The following is a 17,082-nucleotide window of genomic DNA, read 5'->3' on the forward strand; positions in this document are numbered from 1 at the left end:
AGGGGGAGGGGGGCTCCTTGTTTCCGTTACAGGCGAGGGCTCCCACGGAGAAAGCTCCGAGGAGGCACAGGCTGCGCAGCGTGGACATAGGGGGGTCGACTCCTCTGGGGGTTGAGCGAGCGAAAGAACGTTCGAGGGGGCGAGCGCTATTCTGCTTCCCCGCGCCGTCCGTTCCCTCGTACAGCAGGCGGCCTGTCATCCTTCCCGCGCGTGATGCACTGGTGAAGGAGCGCCGTGGCTCGGTGCCCAATCGCTATCACGAACTTGATGCGAAATGGAAAGGGCCCCTCGGCCGCACTACTGACGAGGGCCAGGGGCTCGCGGGGACTGTCGTTGAGCAGGGGAGCGCGCGCCCACACGCGACTGTTGAATGGCACGCAGTGATGAGGGCCTGGAGGGCGAGACGGGAGCCGAGGCCCACGTGCCTACAGTGCGCTCCCTCGCACGCCGACAGTCACGTGGACATCGTGCGACCTGACCCGATTGGAGGAACGCCCATGGCCCTGCAGAACGACTACAAGGACGTGCTCGACGTGGCGAAGACGATTGGCGCGAAGGTCGAGTCCCGCGAGGAGGGTGGAAAGCTCATCCTCAAGGGCTCGGTGGACTACGCGTGGGACCGTGACCGCATCTGGGACCAGATCAAGGCGAAGCACGCGCAGTGGCAACAGGAGGTCATGGTGAACCTCACCGTGACGAACGCGGAGCCGTACGGGCTCTACACGGTGAAGTCCGGCGACACGCTGGGCAAGCTGGCCAAGGACATCTACGGCGACGTGAAGCTGTACCCGAAGATTTTCGACGCCAACAAGGACCAGCTCAAGGACCCGGACCACATCAAGGTGGGCCAGGTGCTCAAGCTGCCGCCCAAGTCGATCGCCAACGCCTGAGTGGTCCGTCGTGCCGAGGGGGCCTCAGGGCTCTCTCGGCGCGCTCCCGTGCACCTTCGCTCGGGCCGCCCTTGTCGCGAGTGGCCAGCGGCTCGGTGATGGGGAACGGTTAGGGCAGCAGGCCCGGGATGGTTCCCCCGGGCCTGGGGGCGATGTGGAACCGGATGCTGCCCGGCGCCAGCATGCACGAGGACGGCACGGGCGCGGAGAGGATGGCGCCGTGCGGAGGGCGCGTGCACAAGCCCAGCATCTGAGGCGCGGAGTACGGCGACCAGGGCTGCTCCGTGAAGGACTCCACGGTGCCTCTTCGAGGTGGCGGTGCCTCGTCCTCGTCGGCTTCGGCGGGCTCGTCGAGCAGGGCGAGCGATTCGCCCGGCAGCGGCGTCGTGTCCGGAACGAAGGTGATGCCCTCGGGAATCGGCTCCTCGCGGTCCGCTCGGCCGATGATGTCCTCGATGCGCTCGGTGCCCTCGTCCTTCACCGCTCGAGGCGCGGTGGCGCACGCGCCCAGGAACGACGCTGATAGGAGCGTGGCGAGCACTCGGCGTGGAGGAGACCAGGCGGGACGGGGCATGGGCATCAGGGCTGCTCGCTCGGGTTCAGGGGACAGCGGCGCGTGGAGCCTCGTTCTCAGCGCGGATGGGCAGAACTTCCGACATGTTCGCTCGGGAAGGGGGAGCAGGGGAAGCGGCGCTGGCTCGGACTGAATAGGAGTCGGTCGTGGGACATCGCTCGGGCGCTGGAGGACTTTCTCCACATGCTTCGTCCGGAGCCGGGGCCGCGCCACGCCGCGCGCCGAAGTGTTCCTCGTTCCTCGGGGTAGGGCGAGGGCGTTGGAGCGCACTTCTTCCCGAGAGGGAGGAAGAGGCCTCGCCAGGATGCTCGCTCCGCATGGAGCGGCCTTCCGTGGTCCGCCGCCCACGCCATTCCTAGCTTGCCCGGAGGTGGAGCGCGGAGGTCGTCGACCATGCTGTGTCAGAACTGCCGGACCCGCCCAGCCGCGGTCATGCTCAAGAAGCGGATGAACGGGCAGGAGACGACCCTCAACTTCTGCAACCACTGCGCGAGCGCGATGGGCGTGGGGCTGGGAGACGCGAACGGGTTCGGCAGCCTGGAGAGCCTCGTCGAGCAGATGATGGGGCCGCGTCCACGAGGTCGGGAGAATCTCCTGACGCAGCTCTCCGAGATGGCGCAGCAGGTGCTGGAGCGCGCGGCGCGGATGACACTCGACTCGGGCTACGAGCGGATGCGCATCGAGCACCTGTTGCTGTCGCTGATGCACTCCGTGCCAGAGCTGCGCGAGTCGCTGAAGCACGCGGGCGCGCCCGTGGACGAGTTCGAGGCCCGTCTGGACGCGGTGATGCCCCGACGCGAGCCACGCAAGGCGCAGGGCGTGGCGCTGTCCTCCGGCGTGAAGAGGGTGCTCCAGATTGCCCGCCTCCAGGCGCTCCAGATGGGGCACAGCTTCATCGGTCCCGAGCACCTGCTGCTCGGTGTCCTGATGGAGGGAGAGAGCTACGCCGCGCAGTTCCTCTCGGGCGTCGATGTCAACGAGCTGCGCAAGCGGCTGCTCGCCTCGGTGGGAGGCCCGTCGGCGCCGTCGGCGGGAGGCGGTGGGCGGCAAGGCAGTGGAGGACTTCCGCCGAACCTCACGCGCTTCACGAGAGATTTGTCGGTGCTGGCACGAGCGGGAGAGCTGGACCCCGTCATCGGCCGAGAGAAGGAGATCAGCCGCGTCATCCGCATCCTGAGCCGCAAGACGAAGAACAACCCGGTGCTCATCGGCGAGCCGGGCGTGGGCAAGACGGCCATCGCGGAGGGACTGGCCCAGCGCATCGTCGCGGGAGAAATCCCGGAGGTGCTCAAGGGCAAGCGCGTGTTGTCGCTGGACCTGGGGAGCGTGCTGGGCGGCACGAAGTTCCGGGGCGAGTTCGAGGAGCGCTTCAAGGGGCTGATGGACGAGATTCGCGCCCTCAAGGGGCAGATCATCCTCTTCATCGACGAGGTGCACACGGTGGTGGGCGCCGGTGGCGCCGAGGGCGCGGTGGATGCGTCCAACCTGCTCAAGCCGGCGCTGGCACGAGGCGAGCTGCAGTGCCTGGGCGCCACGACGCTGGAGGAGTACCGGAAGAACATCGAGAAGGATGCCGCGTTGGAGCGCCGCTTCCAGCCCGTCATGGTGGCCGAGCCCACGCCGGAGCAGGCCATCGAGATTCTGCGAGGGCTGCGCGACGCGTACGAGGCGCATCACCGCGTGAAGATTCTCGACACGTCGCTCACCGCGTCCGTCGAGCTGTCGGACAAGTACGTCAACGACAGGTTCCTGCCGGACAAGGCCATCGACCTGCTCGACGAGGCCTCCGCCATGGTGCGGCTGGGTGCGCGCACCGCGCCGGACCGACTGGGCGAATTGGAGGAGATGCTCGCGCAGAAGGAGAAGGACAAGAGCGCGGCGGTGGCGGGGGAGCGCTACGAGGAGGCGAGCCGGCTCAAGGGCGAACTGGACACGCTGCGCACGGAGCTGGAGGGTCTGCGCACGCAGTGGCAGCTCAAGCGTGGTGTCACCGAGCCCACCGTGACGCCCGAGGACATCGCCACCGTGGTGAGCGAGTGGACGGGAATCCCCGCGCGCAAGCTGCAACAGGAAGAGAGCCAGCGACTGCTGGAGATGGAGGCCGCGCTGAAGCAGCGCGTGGTGGGACAGGAGGACGCGCTGCGCGCCATCTCCGAGGCGGTGCGCCGGGCGCGCGCGGGCTTGAAGGACCCGAACCGTCCCATCGGCTCGTTCCTGTTCCTGGGCCCCACGGGCGTGGGCAAGACGGAGACGGCGCGTGCGCTGGCCGAGTACCTGTTCAACGACGAGGCCGCGATGATTCGCCTGGACATGTCCGAGTTCCAGGAGCGCCACACGGTGAGCCGGCTCATCGGCGCGCCCCCGGGCTACGTGGGCTACGAGGAGGCGGGGCGACTCACGGAGGCGGTGCGCCGCAGGCCGTATTCGGTGCTGCTCTTCGACGAGGTGGAGAAGGCGCACCCGGACGTGTTCAACCTGCTGCTGCAGATGCTCGACGACGGGCGCCTCACGGACTCCCGTGGCCGCACGGTGGACTTCAAGAACACGGTCATCATCATGACGTCCAACCTGGGCTCGGAGGCGATGGGGGCCGCGAGGGCGGCGCTCGGCTTCCAGAGCTCGGCGGACGAGGACCGCACGGGACGGGAACGGGCCAGCGAGGCGGTGATGAACGCGCTGCGCGGACACTTCCGGCCGGAGTTCATCAACCGCATCGACGAAATCATCGTCTTCCACTCGCTCAACCCGGAGCAGCTCCGCCGTATCGTCGACACGATGCTGGAGGCCACGCGCCGCAAGCTGCATGGGCAGAACGTGGGCCTGGAGCTGACGGACGCCGCACGCGACGCGCTGGCCGAGCGAGGCTTCGAGCCGCGCTATGGTGCCCGTCCGCTTCGCCGCGTCATCCAACGCGAGCTGGAGACGGAGCTCAGTCGGATGATGCTGCGAGGAGAGCTGCGCGAGGGCCAACGCATCCGCGTCGACTTCCAGGACGGACGCTTCGTCTTCCACCCGGAACCCGGGGCGCGCGAGGAGCCCGAGCAGAAGGCCCCCGAGCCACCGGCGTCGTGAGTGCCTGGCGTCTGCTCAGGGCGCGGCGCGGGTGTTGTCGAGAATCCACGCGAGATAGGGCGCGTGGCCATCGGCGATGTCGACGCGGAGCACCTCGGGCACCTGGTAAGGGTGCAGCGAGACGATGCGAGCCCGCAGGGATTCGAAGAGCGTGGCCCTCGTCTTGAAGAGGATGAGCGCCTCCGCGTCGTCCTGCACCTTGCCTTCCCAGCGATAGATGGAGCGCAGGCCGGGAAGGATGTTGCCGCAGGCGGCGAGCTGTTCCTCGACGAGCGTCCGCGCCAGCTCCGCGGCCTTGTCGGCGGAGGGCGCGGTGACGAGGACCAGGATGGCGTCAGTCATGCGCCCGGGTCACCGCGCGGCGCCGCGAATTCCGGTGGGCGGCTGGTGCAGCGTGTCCATCTCCTGTCGGGTGCGTCGCCGGTCCGGCGTGTCCTTGGGCAGCTCCACGAAGGTGCACATCTCGCAGAGGCGGCTGTAGATGCGTTCTCCCACGCGCTCGCGCAGCAGCTCCGCCTCCTTCACCACGGCCTTCGCGTCTTCCGTCGTCCGGTAGCCCGTGGGGCTCAGGGGGCGCTGCTTCTTCTCGGGCTCCAGCGAGTAGTTCGTCGCGAACAGCGTGGTGCGGCCCGCGTTGTAGCGGCGGGCGATGAGTTCATCCAATGTCTCCATCTCGAACGGGCTGCCACGTCCCTTGCCCAGCTCGTCGATGGCCAGCACCTCCACCTCGGACAGCGGCCCGATGATTTCGCCGCCGCTCTTTCCGTCCTGGAAGCCTCGGCGGATGGTGGCGTAGAGCAGCGAAATCTCCACGTAGCGCGCGCGCACGCCCATCTCGATGACGAGGTGGCCCAGCGTCGCCGCCAGCAGGTGCGTCTTCCCGGTGCCCACCGGACCGCTCAGGATGAAGCCCTTGGACGTGGCGCCCTTCACGTACTGGTGGCCGAAGTGCATCGCCACGCCACGGCCCCGGTCCTGGGCCTCGTTGAAGGCGCGGTAGTTGTCGAAGGACGCGTGCGCCATCACGCCGGGCATCCGCACGTCGTTGAAGATGGCCACCCGCCGCCGTCGTCGCGTGCAGGTGCACGGCTCCATCACCTCGTACTGCTTGGGCCCGACCTTCTTGCTGTAGACGCCCTCGCGCTCCACCAGCACGTGGCCCCGCCCGCCGCAGATGGAGCAGTTCTCCGAGCACACGCAGACGCGCGCCTGGGCCTGGTCTCCCTGCCGTTCGATGACATACGTCCGGCCGGCACAGACGCGGCACCCGTCCCCAGTCGCCTTCGCTCCCACACCCGTCTCGCGCATCGCCATAGCAGAACCCTTCGCCGCCTCCTCGCAAACTGAACGGGCGAGCAGTAGTGTCGCGCTTTCAGACTTCCTTCACGCCCAGTCGCCGCCGCACCGCCGCCACCACCCGGAATCGCCGGGACAGCCTCCGCGCGCGCACCGACATCACCTGCTGTTCAGAACCCACCGAAAGCGCGTCGCGCCACACCTCGCGTCGCTGCCCGAAGGGAAGGGCCCTCAGAAGCGCCAGGAAACTCAAGGCTTCCTGCGCATCGAACGCCGCCGGCTCTCCCGGAATGGTCGCCAGCACCGTGCCGCGCAGCCATGCCACGCGAGGCGCCAGGGCCTGCTCCCGCCCCGCCAGGTCTTCCAATGCGTCGACGAGCCGGGCGTGTCGGGTCTCCTCCCACGACAGCGCCTTCCGACGTCTGGAGGGAGCTTCAGGGGCCGGTGTCTCACCCGCGCCCGCCGTCAGCGAGCGGTACTTCTTGATCTCCGCGTCCACCTGCCGCCGGCACGCGCGCAGGTTGCGCAGCACGGGCTCACCGGGACGCGCATCCCACAGCGCCTTCTCCGCCGAGCGGGAGATGCCGCGCGCCACCACCTCGAACGGGACGCCTTCCCGCGCCCACGCGGTCAGCAACTCTGAGTCCAGAGCCGAGAGCATGAGCCCCGCGCCACGCACCGCGAGGAAGTAGTCCTGCACCAGCTCTTCGAAGCTGGCGCTCTCCGGCAACAGACTCATGATCCGACACCCACTCCGAGCAGGGCGGCCGGGCAGACGGCCGTCCGCTCCCCCATACCCGGTGGGTCCGACAAGGCAACCGTCTTGTCATCAATTTCACAGCAGTTCTGGAAGTTTGCCGGCCTGCTTTCCACTTCTGGCATGGCCAGCCAGTCAGGGTTGACCCTGCACTTGGAAACCGCGCATAGTGGTTCTCCCCGAATGGAAATTCCCGAAGATTCCCGGCCACTTGCCTGTTCGGTAGGCAACCGGGGACGCCGGTCCCCCCCGCTTAGGAAGACCATGCGCCGTTCGCTCCTCGTCTGCCTCGTCCTCCTGGCCTCGGCCTCCGCCGCTCAGGAGAAGAAAGCGCCGCGTGACGCCGACCTTGGCCAGAAGTCCAGCACCGCGTTGGACAAGTCCCTGGCTGGCGACATCACCCGCGAGAAGAAGAAGGAAGAAGTCGCCCCCGCGCTCCAGTACGACCAGTTCCGACTGGGCGTGGAGCTGCAGGTGGCCTCCAAGCGTCGCGAGCAGATCGTCTCGCTGAAGAAGATCATCTCCCTGTCGCCGGATCCGCGAGAGGTCCCGAGCCTCCTGTTCCGCCTGGGCGAGTTCTACTGGGAGGAGTCGAAGTTCTACTTCTTCGAGGCCAACCGCAAGGACGACGACCTCATCAAGGCGATGAACCGCAACGACACCGCGGCCCAGCAGCAGGCCAAGGCGGAGAAGGCGGAGTTCGTCGCGAAGCAGAAGGAGTACGGAAAGCTCGCGGTGGAGCAGTACACCAAGATTGTCCAGGAGCACCCCAAGTTCGAGCGCACGGACGAGGTGCTCTTCTTCCTCGGTCAGTACCTGATGGAAGAGGGCCAGGACCGCAAGGCGTTGGTGGCCTTCAAGCGCCTGGTGGAGAAGCACCCGACGTCCAAGTTCATCCCGGACGCGTACTTCGCCTTCGGCGAGTACTACTTCAACAACTCCAAGGGAAAGCGCCCGGAGTTGGAGAAGGCGCTGGTGGCCTACAAGAAGGCCGCCGAGTTCCCCGAGAGCCAGGTGTACGCGTTCGCCCTCTACAAGCAGGGCTGGTGTCACTACAACATGGGGGAGTACGGGGCGGCGAAGGACAAGTTCAAGACGGTGGTGCTGTACGGCGAGCTGGCCGGCGCCAACGCGGTGGAGCGGGACGGCGGCAAGAGCGGCAAGGGTTCGCTGGTGCGTGAGGCCCGGACCGACTACGTGCGTGCGTACGCGCACGAGGGTGACGTGGCGCAGGCGCGCGCGGACTTCGGCAAGGTGGCCTCCAACCCGGAGGACCGCTTCACGATGATGAAGCAGCTCGCCAACATGTACTACGGCGACGGCAAGGACCGCGAAGCGGCCATCACCTTCAACTCCCTCATCAAGGAGAAGCCGCTGTCGCCCGAGGCGCCCGGCTTCCAGGGGAAGATCGTCGACTGCATCCTCCGCATGGGCAACAAGGAGCGCACCGTTGCCCAGGTGCGCCGGCTCGTGAAGATCATGAAGGAGGTGGAGAGCTCCGGCGTCATCAAGGACGACAAGGACAAGAAGCTGCTCGCGGAGGCGAAGGAGCTGTCCGAGCGCACGCTGTCCAACCTCGCCGTCACCTGGCACAACGAGGGCAAGAAGACGCGCAACGAGGAGACGTTCCGCTACGCGGACGCCGTCTACAGCGACTACCTCACGCTCTTCCCGGAGAACCCCAAGGCGTATGACCTGCGCTTCTTCTGGGCGGAGCTCCTCAACGACAACCTGTCGAACTACGAGAAGGCCGCCGCCAACTACACGCTCGTCGTGCTCCAGGACGCCAAGGTGCTGGAGGCCAAGGACGACAAGGGCAAGCCGAAGCCGGGCAAGGCGGGCAAGTGGCTGTCGAACGCGTCCTACAACGCGGTGCTGGCCTACGACGAAGTCGTGAAGTCCGCCGAGTCTCGCGGCGAGGCGAAGAGCGAGTCGGTGGGCACGGACCTCTCCAAGAAGGCCACCATCCCCACGTTGAAGAAGGCGCTCCTGGACGCGTGCGAGCGCTACCTCAAGTACGTGCCCAAGGGTGAGAAGCGGGTGGAGATCGCCTTCAAGGCGGCGAACATCTACTACCGCCACAATCACTTCGACGAGGCGGTGCTGCGCTTCAGCGAAATCGCGCTCGGCTACCCCGAGTACAAGTTCGAGGACGGCTCGCGCGCGGCGGAGATCAGCGCCAACCTCATCCTCGACTCGTACAACCTGCTCCAGGACTTCGCGAAGGTGAACGAGTGGGCGCGCCGCTTCTACGCCAACGACAAGCTGGCCACCGGCAAGTTCCGCGACGACCTGGCCAAGCTGATTGAGCAGTCGTCGTTCAAGCTGGTCAGCCAGTTGGAGGAGAAGAAGGAGTTCTCCAAGGCGGCCGAGGCGTACCTCAACTTCGTGCACGACTTCCCGCAGACGGAGATCGCCGACTTGGCGCTCTACAACGCGTCCGTCGACTACTACAAAGCGAAGATGCTGGATAAGACGATTGAGGTCCGCTCCCGACTCTTCGCCCAGTATCCGCGCTCCAAGTACGTGCCGGACTCCATCTACGCCAACGCGGAAGCGCTGGAGGCCATCGGCGACTTCGAGCAGGCCGCGACGACCTACGAGCTGTACGTGAAGGGCTACGAGCGCAGCGTGTCGGAGAAGGGCGGCGGCAAGGCGCGCCCGAGCAAGTCCAGCAAGAACAAGAAGGGCGGCGGCGACGAGAAGCCCGCGGTGCCGCAGAAGTGGGACGAGGCCAAGGCGCAGGTGGCCCTGTTCAACGCGTCCACCTACCGCGAGGGTCTGGGCCAGACGAAGGCGGCGCTGCGCAACCGCGAGCGCTACCTGGAATTGTGGCCGAAGGCGAAGGACGCGGATGACATCCGCCTGTCCATCATCGACCTGACGGGCAAGAGCGGCGCGGCGATGAAGGCCATCAAGATGCTGGAAGAGTACGAGCGCGACAACATGCGCTCCGCCAGCAAGTTCCTCACCGCCGAGGGGCGGATCATCGAGCTGTACAAGAAGATGAACAAGTCGCGCGACGTGACGCGCATGTACAAGCGCGTGGGCGAGCACTTCGACCAGCTCCCCCGCCGCGTGCAGACCACGCTGGAGAAGCCCGCGCTGGCCACCGCCGCCCAGGGGCAGTTCCTGGGCGTGGAGCTGGACTGGCAGGAGTACAAGCGCCTGAAGCTGTACTGGGGCGCGCCGCCGTCGCCGGACCGCTTCCGCAACAGCATCCAGGACAAGAGCCGCGCGCTGCAGGTGGTGGAGAAGAAGTACGTGCAGACGGTGACGCTGGGCGCTCCGGAGCCGTCGCTCTGCGCGCTCAACCGCATTGGCCTGGCGTATGACCACTTCGCCCACAGCGTCATCAACGCGCCCATGCCGCGCGGCCTGGACGAAGAGGCCCAGCAGGCGCTGCGCGACGAGTTCACCAATCAGGCCCAGCCGCTCAAGGACAAGGCCACGGAGGCGTTCGCCGCCACGGTGGCCAAGAGCCGCGAACTGGACGTGTTCAACGCCTGCGCCGCGGAGAGCCTGAAGATGCTGCGCACCACGTATCAGCCGGACCGCTACCCGGAGATGCCGGAGGAGAAGGTCGCGCTGAAGAGCCGCCAGCAGATCATCGGTGGTGACGTGCTGGCCGGCATCCAGGATGTGCCGCCGCCCGCGCCCACGGCCGTGGCGGAGGCGCAGAACGGCAAGAAGCAGGCGCTGCAGGAGGACCTCACGGACCTCACCGCGCAGCTGCGCTCGCAGACCGAGACCCAGGTGGACACCAAGGCCACCCCCTCCACCCCGGACGGCACCAAGCCCGCGAAGCAGGCGGGGGCCGACGAGGAGCCGGAGGACTTCCTCTAATGAACCGGACGACCCGTACCATGCGCCTGTTCCCCCTCCTGGCGGCCGCGTCGCTCATCGCCGCCGGCTGCACCGCGTCCAAGGCCACCGGCCCCGACCCCGTGGCGAAGGCCCCCACGGCGCCGCCGAAGGACGCTCCGCCTCCGCCCATCTCGAACACGGCCAAGGCGCGCTTCGAAGACGCGGTGAAGTCCTTCGACACGCAGAAGAAGGCCAAGGCGTTCGACTACCCGGCACTGGAGCGCAAGTTCAAGTCCGCGCTGGAGTCGGACGCGAACCTCGCCGAGGCCGAGTACAACCTGGGCGTCATCGCCGAGCGCCAGGGCAACATCCCGGAGGCCAAGGCCCGCTACAAGGCGGCGCTCACCAAGAAGCCCTCGCTGCGCCAGGCGTCGGAGAACCTGGCCGTCATGGAGCAGAACGGCGGCAACGTGGCCGGCGCGGTGGCCCTCTATCAGGAGGTCCTCCAGCGCTATCCGGATGACGCGCAGTCCCGCGCGCGTCTGGCGGAGATCTACCGGCAGCAGAACGACCACGACAAGGCGATGGAGCTGGCCCGTGCCGCGCTGATGAGGGATCCGGCGTCCACCACCGCGCTGAAGGTGATGATCCGCAGCTACCTGGACCGCAAGCAACTCTCCATGGCGAAGCTGGTGGCGCTGCGCGGCGTGAAGCTGGATGGCTCGGATCCGGAGCTGCACCACTCGGTGGGCCTCATCCTGCTGCGCGAGGGGGATGCCGACGAGGCGCGGCTGTCCTTCAAGAAGGCGCTGGAGGCGCGCGAGGACTACGTCCCGTCGCACGTCGCGCTGGCACAGCTCGCGCTGGACGCGGAGGACTACCCCGGCGCCGAGGAGCACCTGCGCCGCATCCTCCAGGCCGACGGGAAGAACGCCACCGCGCACCTGAACCTCGGCCTCTCCTACAAGGGCCAGGGTCAGTACGACAAGGCGATGCAGGAGTACGACGAGGCGGAGAAGCTGGATACGGAGCTGGCGGCCGTGCACCTCAACCGCGCCATCCTGCTCCACAAGGTGAAGGACGCCCCGGAGCGCGCCGTGGAGCTGTACAAGAAGTACATCGCCCTGGCGAGCGACGGCGTGGCCCTGTCCGCGGAGGCCCCCGTCTTCGGGCTGCTGCGCGAGGCCGAGGCCATCGTCGGCGCCAAGCGCGAGGCCGTCGCGGCCGAGGAGCACGCGAAGAAGATGGAGGAGCTGCAGAAGAAGCAGCAGGTCCAGATGCAGGCCGCGGAGAAGAAGCAGCCGCCCGCGCCCAATGGCGCCGCCGTGGCTCCGGCCAACGGCACGGGCACGGCTCCCCAGGTCACTCCGGCCGGGGGCTCCTCGCCCCAGCCGACCCCGCGGGAGCCTCCTGCTGCGGGCGCGCAGGAACCGAAGAATCCAGGCACGGCGGATCCTTCCGAGCCGGGTGAGCCTGAAGACGACCTGCTGTGAAAGTTGGGATGCCCCCGGGTGCCTTCGCTGTGGCGAGGGCTGGGGGGATGATGCGAACCTTCGCTGCCCGTGCTGACGCGGGCATGCGGCGTGGAACGGGCCCGGCGGGGCCCTTGTGGGAGACAGTGATGCGGAAGGCTCTGATGTTGTGCGCGGTGCTCGCGGTGGCTCCGGCCTTCGCCCAGGATGATGCGGCCAAGCCGGCGGGTGGGGGCGGGGAGGGCAATGTGCGCTACTCCAAGACGACGAACATCGACTTCGAGGACGACACCATCGAAGGCGACCTCACCAAGCCGGACGGCGAGTACATCGACGCGCGCGAGAAGGTGAAGCACTCGAACCTCATCCGCATCCGCGAGGACTTCGAGGACAAGGTGATGCAGTCCGTGGGCGAGCTGTAACAGGCGTCGGTGCGTCGGTGGGAACCTGCCGGCGCGAGCGTTGTCCATAGAGAGAGCATCAACCCTTCGCAGGAGCCCCCATGGCCGTTCCCCTGACACTCAAGGTCTTCAAGGGCGACACGCTGGTCGCCACCAAGGACTACGAGCGCGACATCATCAAGATTGGCCGACTGTCCTCGGCGCACCTGTGCCTGGAGGACGAGAAGGTCAGCCGCATCCACTCCGTCATCGAGGTCGCCGGCGACGGCTCCATGTCCATCATCGACATGGGCAGCGTCGAGGGGACGTACGTCAACAGCAAGCGGGTCAACAAGGGCCTCTTGACGTTCGGTGACGAGATTCGGGTGGGCGCCACCACCATCCGGCTGGAGAACCCCGCCGCCGTCGCGGCCGCCAATCTGTCCTCGGCCGCCGCGAGCACGGACGCGACCACGGAGAAGAACCCCGTGGTGGGCGGCACCAGCGCCGCCACGGGCCTGGCGCAGGCCGCCGCCGCCGAGGCCGCCGAGCAGCCGTCCATTCCCGCCCCTGTCGCCGCCGCGAACCCGGGTGCGCTGGACGCCTCCGTCGCCGCCACGCAGAAGAGCCCCATCCTCGCCGCGGAGGAGTCCGCGCCGGCGCCCCAGGCCCCGGTCGAGGATGCCGCGCCGCGCGTTCGCACCGTGCGCCGCACCAAGTCCAGTGGCCCTCAGGGCGTGGCGCTGCGCTTCTCCTGGGGTGACCAGCGGGTGGGCGAGTTCTTCGTCGGTCCTGGCTCGAAGCGCGCCGTGACGGTGGGCACCGCCGCGGGTGTCGACTTCGTCATGGGTGACGCGAAGCTGGGCGCGCCGACCTTCGACGTGCTGCGCACGGACGGGCAGGCCTTCGTCGTGCGCTTCACGGGGAAGATGAAGGGCGGGCTGGTCCGCAAGGGCGAGACGCTGGAGCTCAAGGCGGTCCTCGAGTCCGGCAAGGCCTCGCACGAGGGGGACGCGTACACGCTCACGCTCGACGCGGAGGACTTCTTCTGGGTGGACCTGGGCGGCGTGACCATGGAGGCGACCTTCCAGTCCGTGCCCAAGCGCGTCGTCGCGCCGCTGGGCGAGTCGCTGGACTACACGGCGGTCAACATCTTCCTGGTGATGTTCTTCGCGGCGACCGCGTTCGTCATCACCGCGATGAACCGCACGGGCGAGGGTGACGAGTACTCCGACGAGCTGTCCGCCAACCAGGCGCGCATCGCCAAGCTCATCATCAAGCCGCCCGAGACGCAGAAGAACAAGTTCCTCGAGCGCCTCAACCAGCAGAAGGAAGCGAAGAAGAGCGGCGAGATGGCGGCCAAGAGCCGCGGTGACGAGGGGCAGATGGGCAAGAAGGACACGCCCAAGACCAACAACCGCACCGCGCCCAAGGGCGACCCGAACAAGAAGGACGAGGCCCGCGCGCTGACCGCCAAGATTTTCGGCGGCGGCAAGGGCGGCATCTCCACCGTGTTCGGCAGCAAGGGCCTGGGCGGAGACCTGAAGAGCGCCATGGGCAACATGTTCGGCGCCAAGGCGGGCAACTCGGGCGGCTTCGGTGGCCTGGGCCTGCGTGGCTCCGGCGGCGGCGGTGGCGGCACGGGTGACACCGTGGGCATCGGCGGCATCGGCACCAAGGGCCGTGGTGGTGGCACCGGAAGCTACGGCACCGGCGTGGGTGTGCTGGGTGGCAAGTCCAGCGTCGACGTGGGCATCACCTCGTCCGAGCCGGAGGTCATGGGCTCGCTGGACAAGGAGCTCATCCGCAAGGTCATCCACATGAACCGCGGGCAGATCCGCTACTGCTACGAAAGCCTGCTCAACCGCTTCCCGAAGCTGGGCGGCAAGGTGGCCGTGAAGTTCGTGATTACCGCCACCGGCTCCGTGGCGTCGTCCTCGGTGGCGCAGTCCACCGCGGGCAACGCGGAGCTGGAGACGTGCGTGGCGGGCCGCGTGCGCACCTGGAAGTTCCCCGAGCCCAAGGGCGGTGGCGTGGTGGTCGTCACCTATCCGTTCATCTTCAAGCAGTCCGGCGAATAGCGCCGGCCTTCCTCCGCTTCACGGGCGGCCCTTCCCCGGGGCCGCCCGCGCAGTCACCCCGGCTCCCGTCCCCCGTGGGAGCCACGTCAACCTCAGGACCGCATGAAAGCCCTCGCCTCCATTGCCCTGTGTGCCGTGTTCGTCCTCCCCGTGGCCGCGAGCGCTCAGCAACCACCCCCCACGGCGACGGGAGACAAGCCCGCCGTCACGTTCGATGAAATCGAGCGCGGCTTCTACTTCGCGCTGCTCGGCGGTCCGCTCTTCCTGACCAATCCCCCCGCGGCGGAGGGGACGCCCCGGCCGTTCTCCTCGGGCCCCATGGCCCAGGTGGAGTTCGGCGTGGACCTGGGGGAGCGGGTGTCCGTGGGCCTGTTCATCATGGGCTCCAGCATCCGCACCAGCGCGGAGTACATCGGCGAGTCCGGTGGCGCGGTGTCCGGTGACTTCTCCACCTTCGTCCCCGGCGCGGTGCTGCGCGCGCGTCTGGTGGGCCTGGCCGACAGCCAGGAAGTGAAGCGCACGTGGTTCTATGTCCGCGCAGGCGCGGGTTATGCGATGTTCTCGCCGAAGCGTCTCCTTCCGGATTCCGACATTCTTGTGTTTGCCGGGCCCGGAGTGGAGTACTACACACGGTTGCGCCACTTTTCCGTGGGGCTCGAGGTCACGGGGAACTACCTCGTTTCCGGAGGCTCGTTCGGGTTCGCGGTGGCGCCGAACATTCGCTACGCGTTCTAGTTCCAGCGGGAGAAAGACGTGCCTCAGGAGAATGGAAGCGGTGGGCCGCGCCCGGGTGGGCGTGGTCGTGACGGGGGTGCGCCGGGTCAGGGCCCGCGCCGTGACGGTCCTGGCGGTGGTTTTGGTGGCCGAGGCGGTCCGGGTGGCCCTGGTGGTGGAAGGGGCGAAGGCCGTGGCCGTGATGGCCGCGGGCGTGGACGTGACGAGGGGCCCGTGGGCCCTGGGCAGCGCGTCATCGCCGAGCTGAACGCGCTCGAGAAGGCGTTCTCCAAGACGGACTTCGTGGCCGAGAAGGGCCCGCTGCAGGCGATTGTTCGCTCGCTGCGGCCCATGCGGCTGAAGTCCCTGGAGGACCTGGACCTCAACACGCGTGGCAAGCTCATCACCACGATGCTGCGCGTGCAGCGCCAGCCCAAGCCGGCCGCTCCGGAGGCTTCGGCCCCGGCGGAGGCGGAGGCGAGTGCTCCGGTCGAGGCTTCGGCCGAGGCCGCTGCTCCGGCGGAGGGCGCGGAAGGCACGACGGAGGCCGCGGCTCCAGCCGAGGCGGCTGCTCCGGCGGCGCCCGCGGTGGATCCGGCCAAGGAGAAGCTCGACGCGTGGACGGACGTGCTGTTCCTGGTGGGACAGGTCTGGCGCGCGGCGGGAGACCGGGAGCGAGCCGAGGTGGCCTTCGCCGCCAGCGGCCGTCAGCCGGGTCCCGAGGTCGAGGAGCCCGCGGCGCCGGCGGCTCGGACGGAAGCGCGTCCGGAGCGCGGTGAGCGTCGCGACCGTCCCGAGCGAGGGGAGCGGCCGCCTCGCGGTGAGCGTCCCGAGCGCGGCGCGGCGGGGGGCGAGCGGCGTGAGCGTCCGGAGCGGGCGCCTCGCGGTGAGCGTCCCGAGCGCGCTGAGCGTCCGGAGCGGGGCGAGCGTCGTCCCATGCCGGAGCTGACGGGCGACTGGAAGGACCAGGCCAAGCAGCTCGAGGCGATGGGGCGCACGCGTGACGCGGCCCGGCTGCACGAGCGGAACAATGGCTTCGCGGACGCCACCCGGTTGTTCGAGGCGGGCGGCGACCTGAAGAGCGCGCTGCGCACCTCGCTGGCGGGCAGCGACAACGATGCCGCGCGCCGGCTGGTGGGCACGCTGCCTCCGGATCAGCTCGCTCCCACGCTGGAGAAGGCCGGTGCCTACGAGCTCCTGATGGAGCACTACGTTGGCAAGGGCGACTTCGAGAACGTGGCGCGCCTGTACGAGCGTGCTCGCCAGTTCGACCAGGCGGCGCTCGCGTACGAGCGTGCGGGGAAGCTGACCCTGGCGCGCAAGGCGTATGAGCGCTCGCGTGACATGGCCAGCGCCAACCGCATCCGCGGGCTCGAGGTGAAGAGCCTGGTGGAGCGTGGGGACCGGCTGGGCGCGGCCACGCTGCTCGTGGCGGCGGGTCAGCGTCGCGAGGCCGTGGAGGTGCTGGGCACCCTGCCTCCTCCCAAGGCGTTCCACTTCATGCAGCGGCTGAAGCTGGATGAAGAGGCGAAGGAGCTGGCTCAGCGCGAGCTGGCCCGGGCCGAGCAGGAGCAGAAGCCGGCGGGCCGTGCCCGGTGGCTGGAGCTGCTGGGCGACGTCGCGGCTTCCGCCGAGGCGTGGGAGGCCGCGGGGCGCAAGGACAAGGCGCTGCCGCTGCACGAGAAGCTCGGCAACCTGCCTCGCGCCGCCCAGCTCGCCGAAGAGCTGCAGCAGCGTGACAAGGCCGTGGCCCTCTACACCCAGCTCAACGACACCGCTGGCGTGGAGCGTGCGAAGGCCCTGCCGGAGACGCCCGTGGCGACCCCGGCCTCCGCCGAGTCGTCTGACGGCGGCGCGGGGGGCGAGGAAGGGGACGTTCCCCCCGACGCTTCCTCGGCCGAGTAGCAAGAAGGCCAATGATTCCCGCCCTTTGGCGGGTTTTGCACGATTGCTCGGGGGCGCACGCGGCCGGTAGAGTCCGGCGGCTGGCGCCCCCGCTGCGTTCCATTTTCACCCCCGAGGCCCGCCCTCCCCATGCA

13 protein-coding genes are annotated in these 17,082 nt (G+C 68.4%); 9 read left to right on the forward strand and 4 right to left on the reverse strand.

What is annotated here, in order from left to right:
* Positions 1–497: 497 nt before the first annotated feature.
* Entirely contained in the window at positions 498–890 is a 393-nt protein-coding gene (locus HUW62_RS36725; RefSeq protein ID WP_163862658.1) for a LysM peptidoglycan-binding domain-containing protein, read from the forward strand.
* Between the two features lie 109 nt (positions 891–999).
* Here the strand turns inward: HUW62_RS36725 and HUW62_RS36730 are convergent, their stop codons facing one another.
* Complete coding sequence (locus tag HUW62_RS36730) at positions 1,000–1,470, reverse strand: hypothetical protein (protein ID WP_176437066.1); 471 nt, start codon at positions 1,468–1,470, stop codon at positions 1,000–1,002.
* Between the two features lie 387 nt (positions 1,471–1,857).
* Here HUW62_RS36730 and HUW62_RS36735 point away from each other — a divergent pair, with 387 nt between their 5' ends.
* Positions 1,858–4,536: an ATP-dependent Clp protease ATP-binding subunit gene (locus HUW62_RS36735; protein WP_176437067.1), complete on the forward strand. Its 2,679-nt coding sequence runs from the start codon at positions 1,858–1,860 to the stop codon at positions 4,534–4,536.
* Between the two features lie 15 nt (positions 4,537–4,551).
* Here HUW62_RS36735 and cutA read toward each other — a convergent pair whose 3' ends face one another.
* From cutA to HUW62_RS36750, 3 genes are read right to left on the reverse strand one after another with little or no spacing between them, the layout of a single operon-like run.
* Positions 4,552–4,878, reverse strand: a complete 327-nt coding sequence (cutA, locus tag HUW62_RS36740; RefSeq protein WP_163862664.1) for a divalent-cation tolerance protein CutA — start codon at positions 4,876–4,878, stop codon at positions 4,552–4,554.
* 9 nt (positions 4,879–4,887) lie between these two features.
* Positions 4,888–5,850 carry an ATP-binding protein gene (locus HUW62_RS36745; RefSeq protein ID WP_176437068.1) on the reverse strand — a complete coding sequence of 321 codons (963 nt, stop codon included), beginning with the start codon at positions 5,848–5,850 and terminating at the stop codon, positions 4,888–4,890.
* Between the two features lie 58 nt (positions 5,851–5,908).
* The gene (locus HUW62_RS36750; RefSeq protein WP_163862668.1) at positions 5,909–6,571 is read right to left on the reverse strand and encodes a hypothetical protein; all 663 of its coding nucleotides are present in this window, start codon (positions 6,569–6,571) and stop codon (positions 5,909–5,911) included.
* Between the two features lie 282 nt (positions 6,572–6,853).
* Between HUW62_RS36750 and HUW62_RS36755 the strand changes: the two genes are divergently transcribed.
* From HUW62_RS36755 to HUW62_RS36785, 7 genes are all read left to right on the forward strand, one after another.
* Positions 6,854–10,435, forward strand: a complete 3,582-nt coding sequence (locus HUW62_RS36755) for a tetratricopeptide repeat protein (protein WP_176437069.1) — start codon at positions 6,854–6,856, stop codon at positions 10,433–10,435.
* On the forward strand, positions 10,435–11,889 hold the full coding sequence (gene gltE, locus HUW62_RS36760) for an adventurous gliding motility TPR repeat lipoprotein GltE (RefSeq protein ID WP_176437070.1): 1,455 nt from the start codon (positions 10,435–10,437) through the stop codon (positions 11,887–11,889). The genes HUW62_RS36755 and gltE overlap by 1 nt, the downstream gene beginning before the upstream one ends.
* A gap of 128 nt (positions 11,890–12,017) precedes the next feature.
* Positions 12,018–12,290, forward strand: coding sequence for an adventurous gliding motility protein CglF (cglF, locus tag HUW62_RS36765; RefSeq protein WP_163862674.1), 273 nt, complete (start codon positions 12,018–12,020; stop codon positions 12,288–12,290).
* 80 nt (positions 12,291–12,370) lie between these two features.
* Positions 12,371–14,329 carry an adventurous gliding motility protein GltG gene (gene gltG, locus HUW62_RS36770; RefSeq protein ID WP_163862677.1) on the forward strand — a complete coding sequence of 653 codons (1,959 nt, stop codon included), beginning with the start codon at positions 12,371–12,373 and terminating at the stop codon, positions 14,327–14,329.
* A 102-nt stretch (positions 14,330–14,431) separates the two neighbouring features.
* Positions 14,432–15,064 (forward strand): adventurous gliding motility protein CglE, encoded by a 633-nt coding sequence (cglE, locus tag HUW62_RS36775; protein ID WP_141647493.1) that lies wholly within the window; start codon positions 14,432–14,434, stop codon positions 15,062–15,064.
* Between the two features lie 31 nt (positions 15,065–15,095).
* Positions 15,096–15,311 carry a hypothetical protein gene (locus tag HUW62_RS36780; protein WP_275902349.1) on the forward strand — a complete coding sequence of 72 codons (216 nt, stop codon included), beginning with the start codon at positions 15,096–15,098 and terminating at the stop codon, positions 15,309–15,311.
* On the forward strand, positions 15,278–16,948 hold the full coding sequence (locus HUW62_RS36785) for a DEAD/DEAH box helicase (protein WP_176437072.1): 1,671 nt from the start codon (positions 15,278–15,280) through the stop codon (positions 16,946–16,948). Before HUW62_RS36780 ends, HUW62_RS36785 begins: the two co-directional genes overlap by 34 nt.
* Positions 16,949–17,082: the final 134 nt, after the last annotated feature.

This window comes from Myxococcus sp. AM011 (genome assembly GCF_013372595.1).
Taxonomy (GTDB): Bacteria; Myxococcota; Myxococcia; order Myxococcales; family Myxococcaceae; genus Myxococcus; species Myxococcus eversor.

Excerpts from the sequence above, each read along its gene's own strand:
- HUW62_RS36725 (WP_163862658.1), top strand. The coding sequence starts at position 498 with ATGGCCCTGCAGAACGACTACAAGGACGTGCTCGACGTGGCGAAGACG.
- HUW62_RS36730 (WP_176437066.1), bottom strand. The coding sequence starts at position 1,470 with ATGCCCATGCCCCGTCCCGCCTGGTCTCCTCCACGCCGAGTGCTCGCC.
- HUW62_RS36735 (WP_176437067.1), top strand. The coding sequence starts at position 1,858 with ATGCTGTGTCAGAACTGCCGGACCCGCCCAGCCGCGGTCATGCTCAAG.
- cutA (WP_163862664.1), bottom strand. The coding sequence starts at position 4,878 with ATGACTGACGCCATCCTGGTCCTCGTCACCGCGCCCTCCGCCGACAAG.
- HUW62_RS36745 (WP_176437068.1), bottom strand. The coding sequence starts at position 5,850 with ATGGCGATGCGCGAGACGGGTGTGGGAGCGAAGGCGACTGGGGACGGG.
- HUW62_RS36750 (WP_163862668.1), bottom strand. The coding sequence starts at position 6,571 with ATGAGTCTGTTGCCGGAGAGCGCCAGCTTCGAAGAGCTGGTGCAGGAC.
- HUW62_RS36755 (WP_176437069.1), top strand. The coding sequence starts at position 6,854 with ATGCGCCGTTCGCTCCTCGTCTGCCTCGTCCTCCTGGCCTCGGCCTCC.
- gltE (WP_176437070.1), top strand. The coding sequence starts at position 10,435 with ATGAACCGGACGACCCGTACCATGCGCCTGTTCCCCCTCCTGGCGGCC.
- cglF (WP_163862674.1), top strand. The coding sequence starts at position 12,018 with ATGCGGAAGGCTCTGATGTTGTGCGCGGTGCTCGCGGTGGCTCCGGCC.
- gltG (WP_163862677.1), top strand. The coding sequence starts at position 12,371 with ATGGCCGTTCCCCTGACACTCAAGGTCTTCAAGGGCGACACGCTGGTC.
- cglE (WP_141647493.1), top strand. The coding sequence starts at position 14,432 with ATGAAAGCCCTCGCCTCCATTGCCCTGTGTGCCGTGTTCGTCCTCCCC.
- HUW62_RS36780 (WP_275902349.1), top strand. The coding sequence starts at position 15,096 with ATGGAAGCGGTGGGCCGCGCCCGGGTGGGCGTGGTCGTGACGGGGGTG.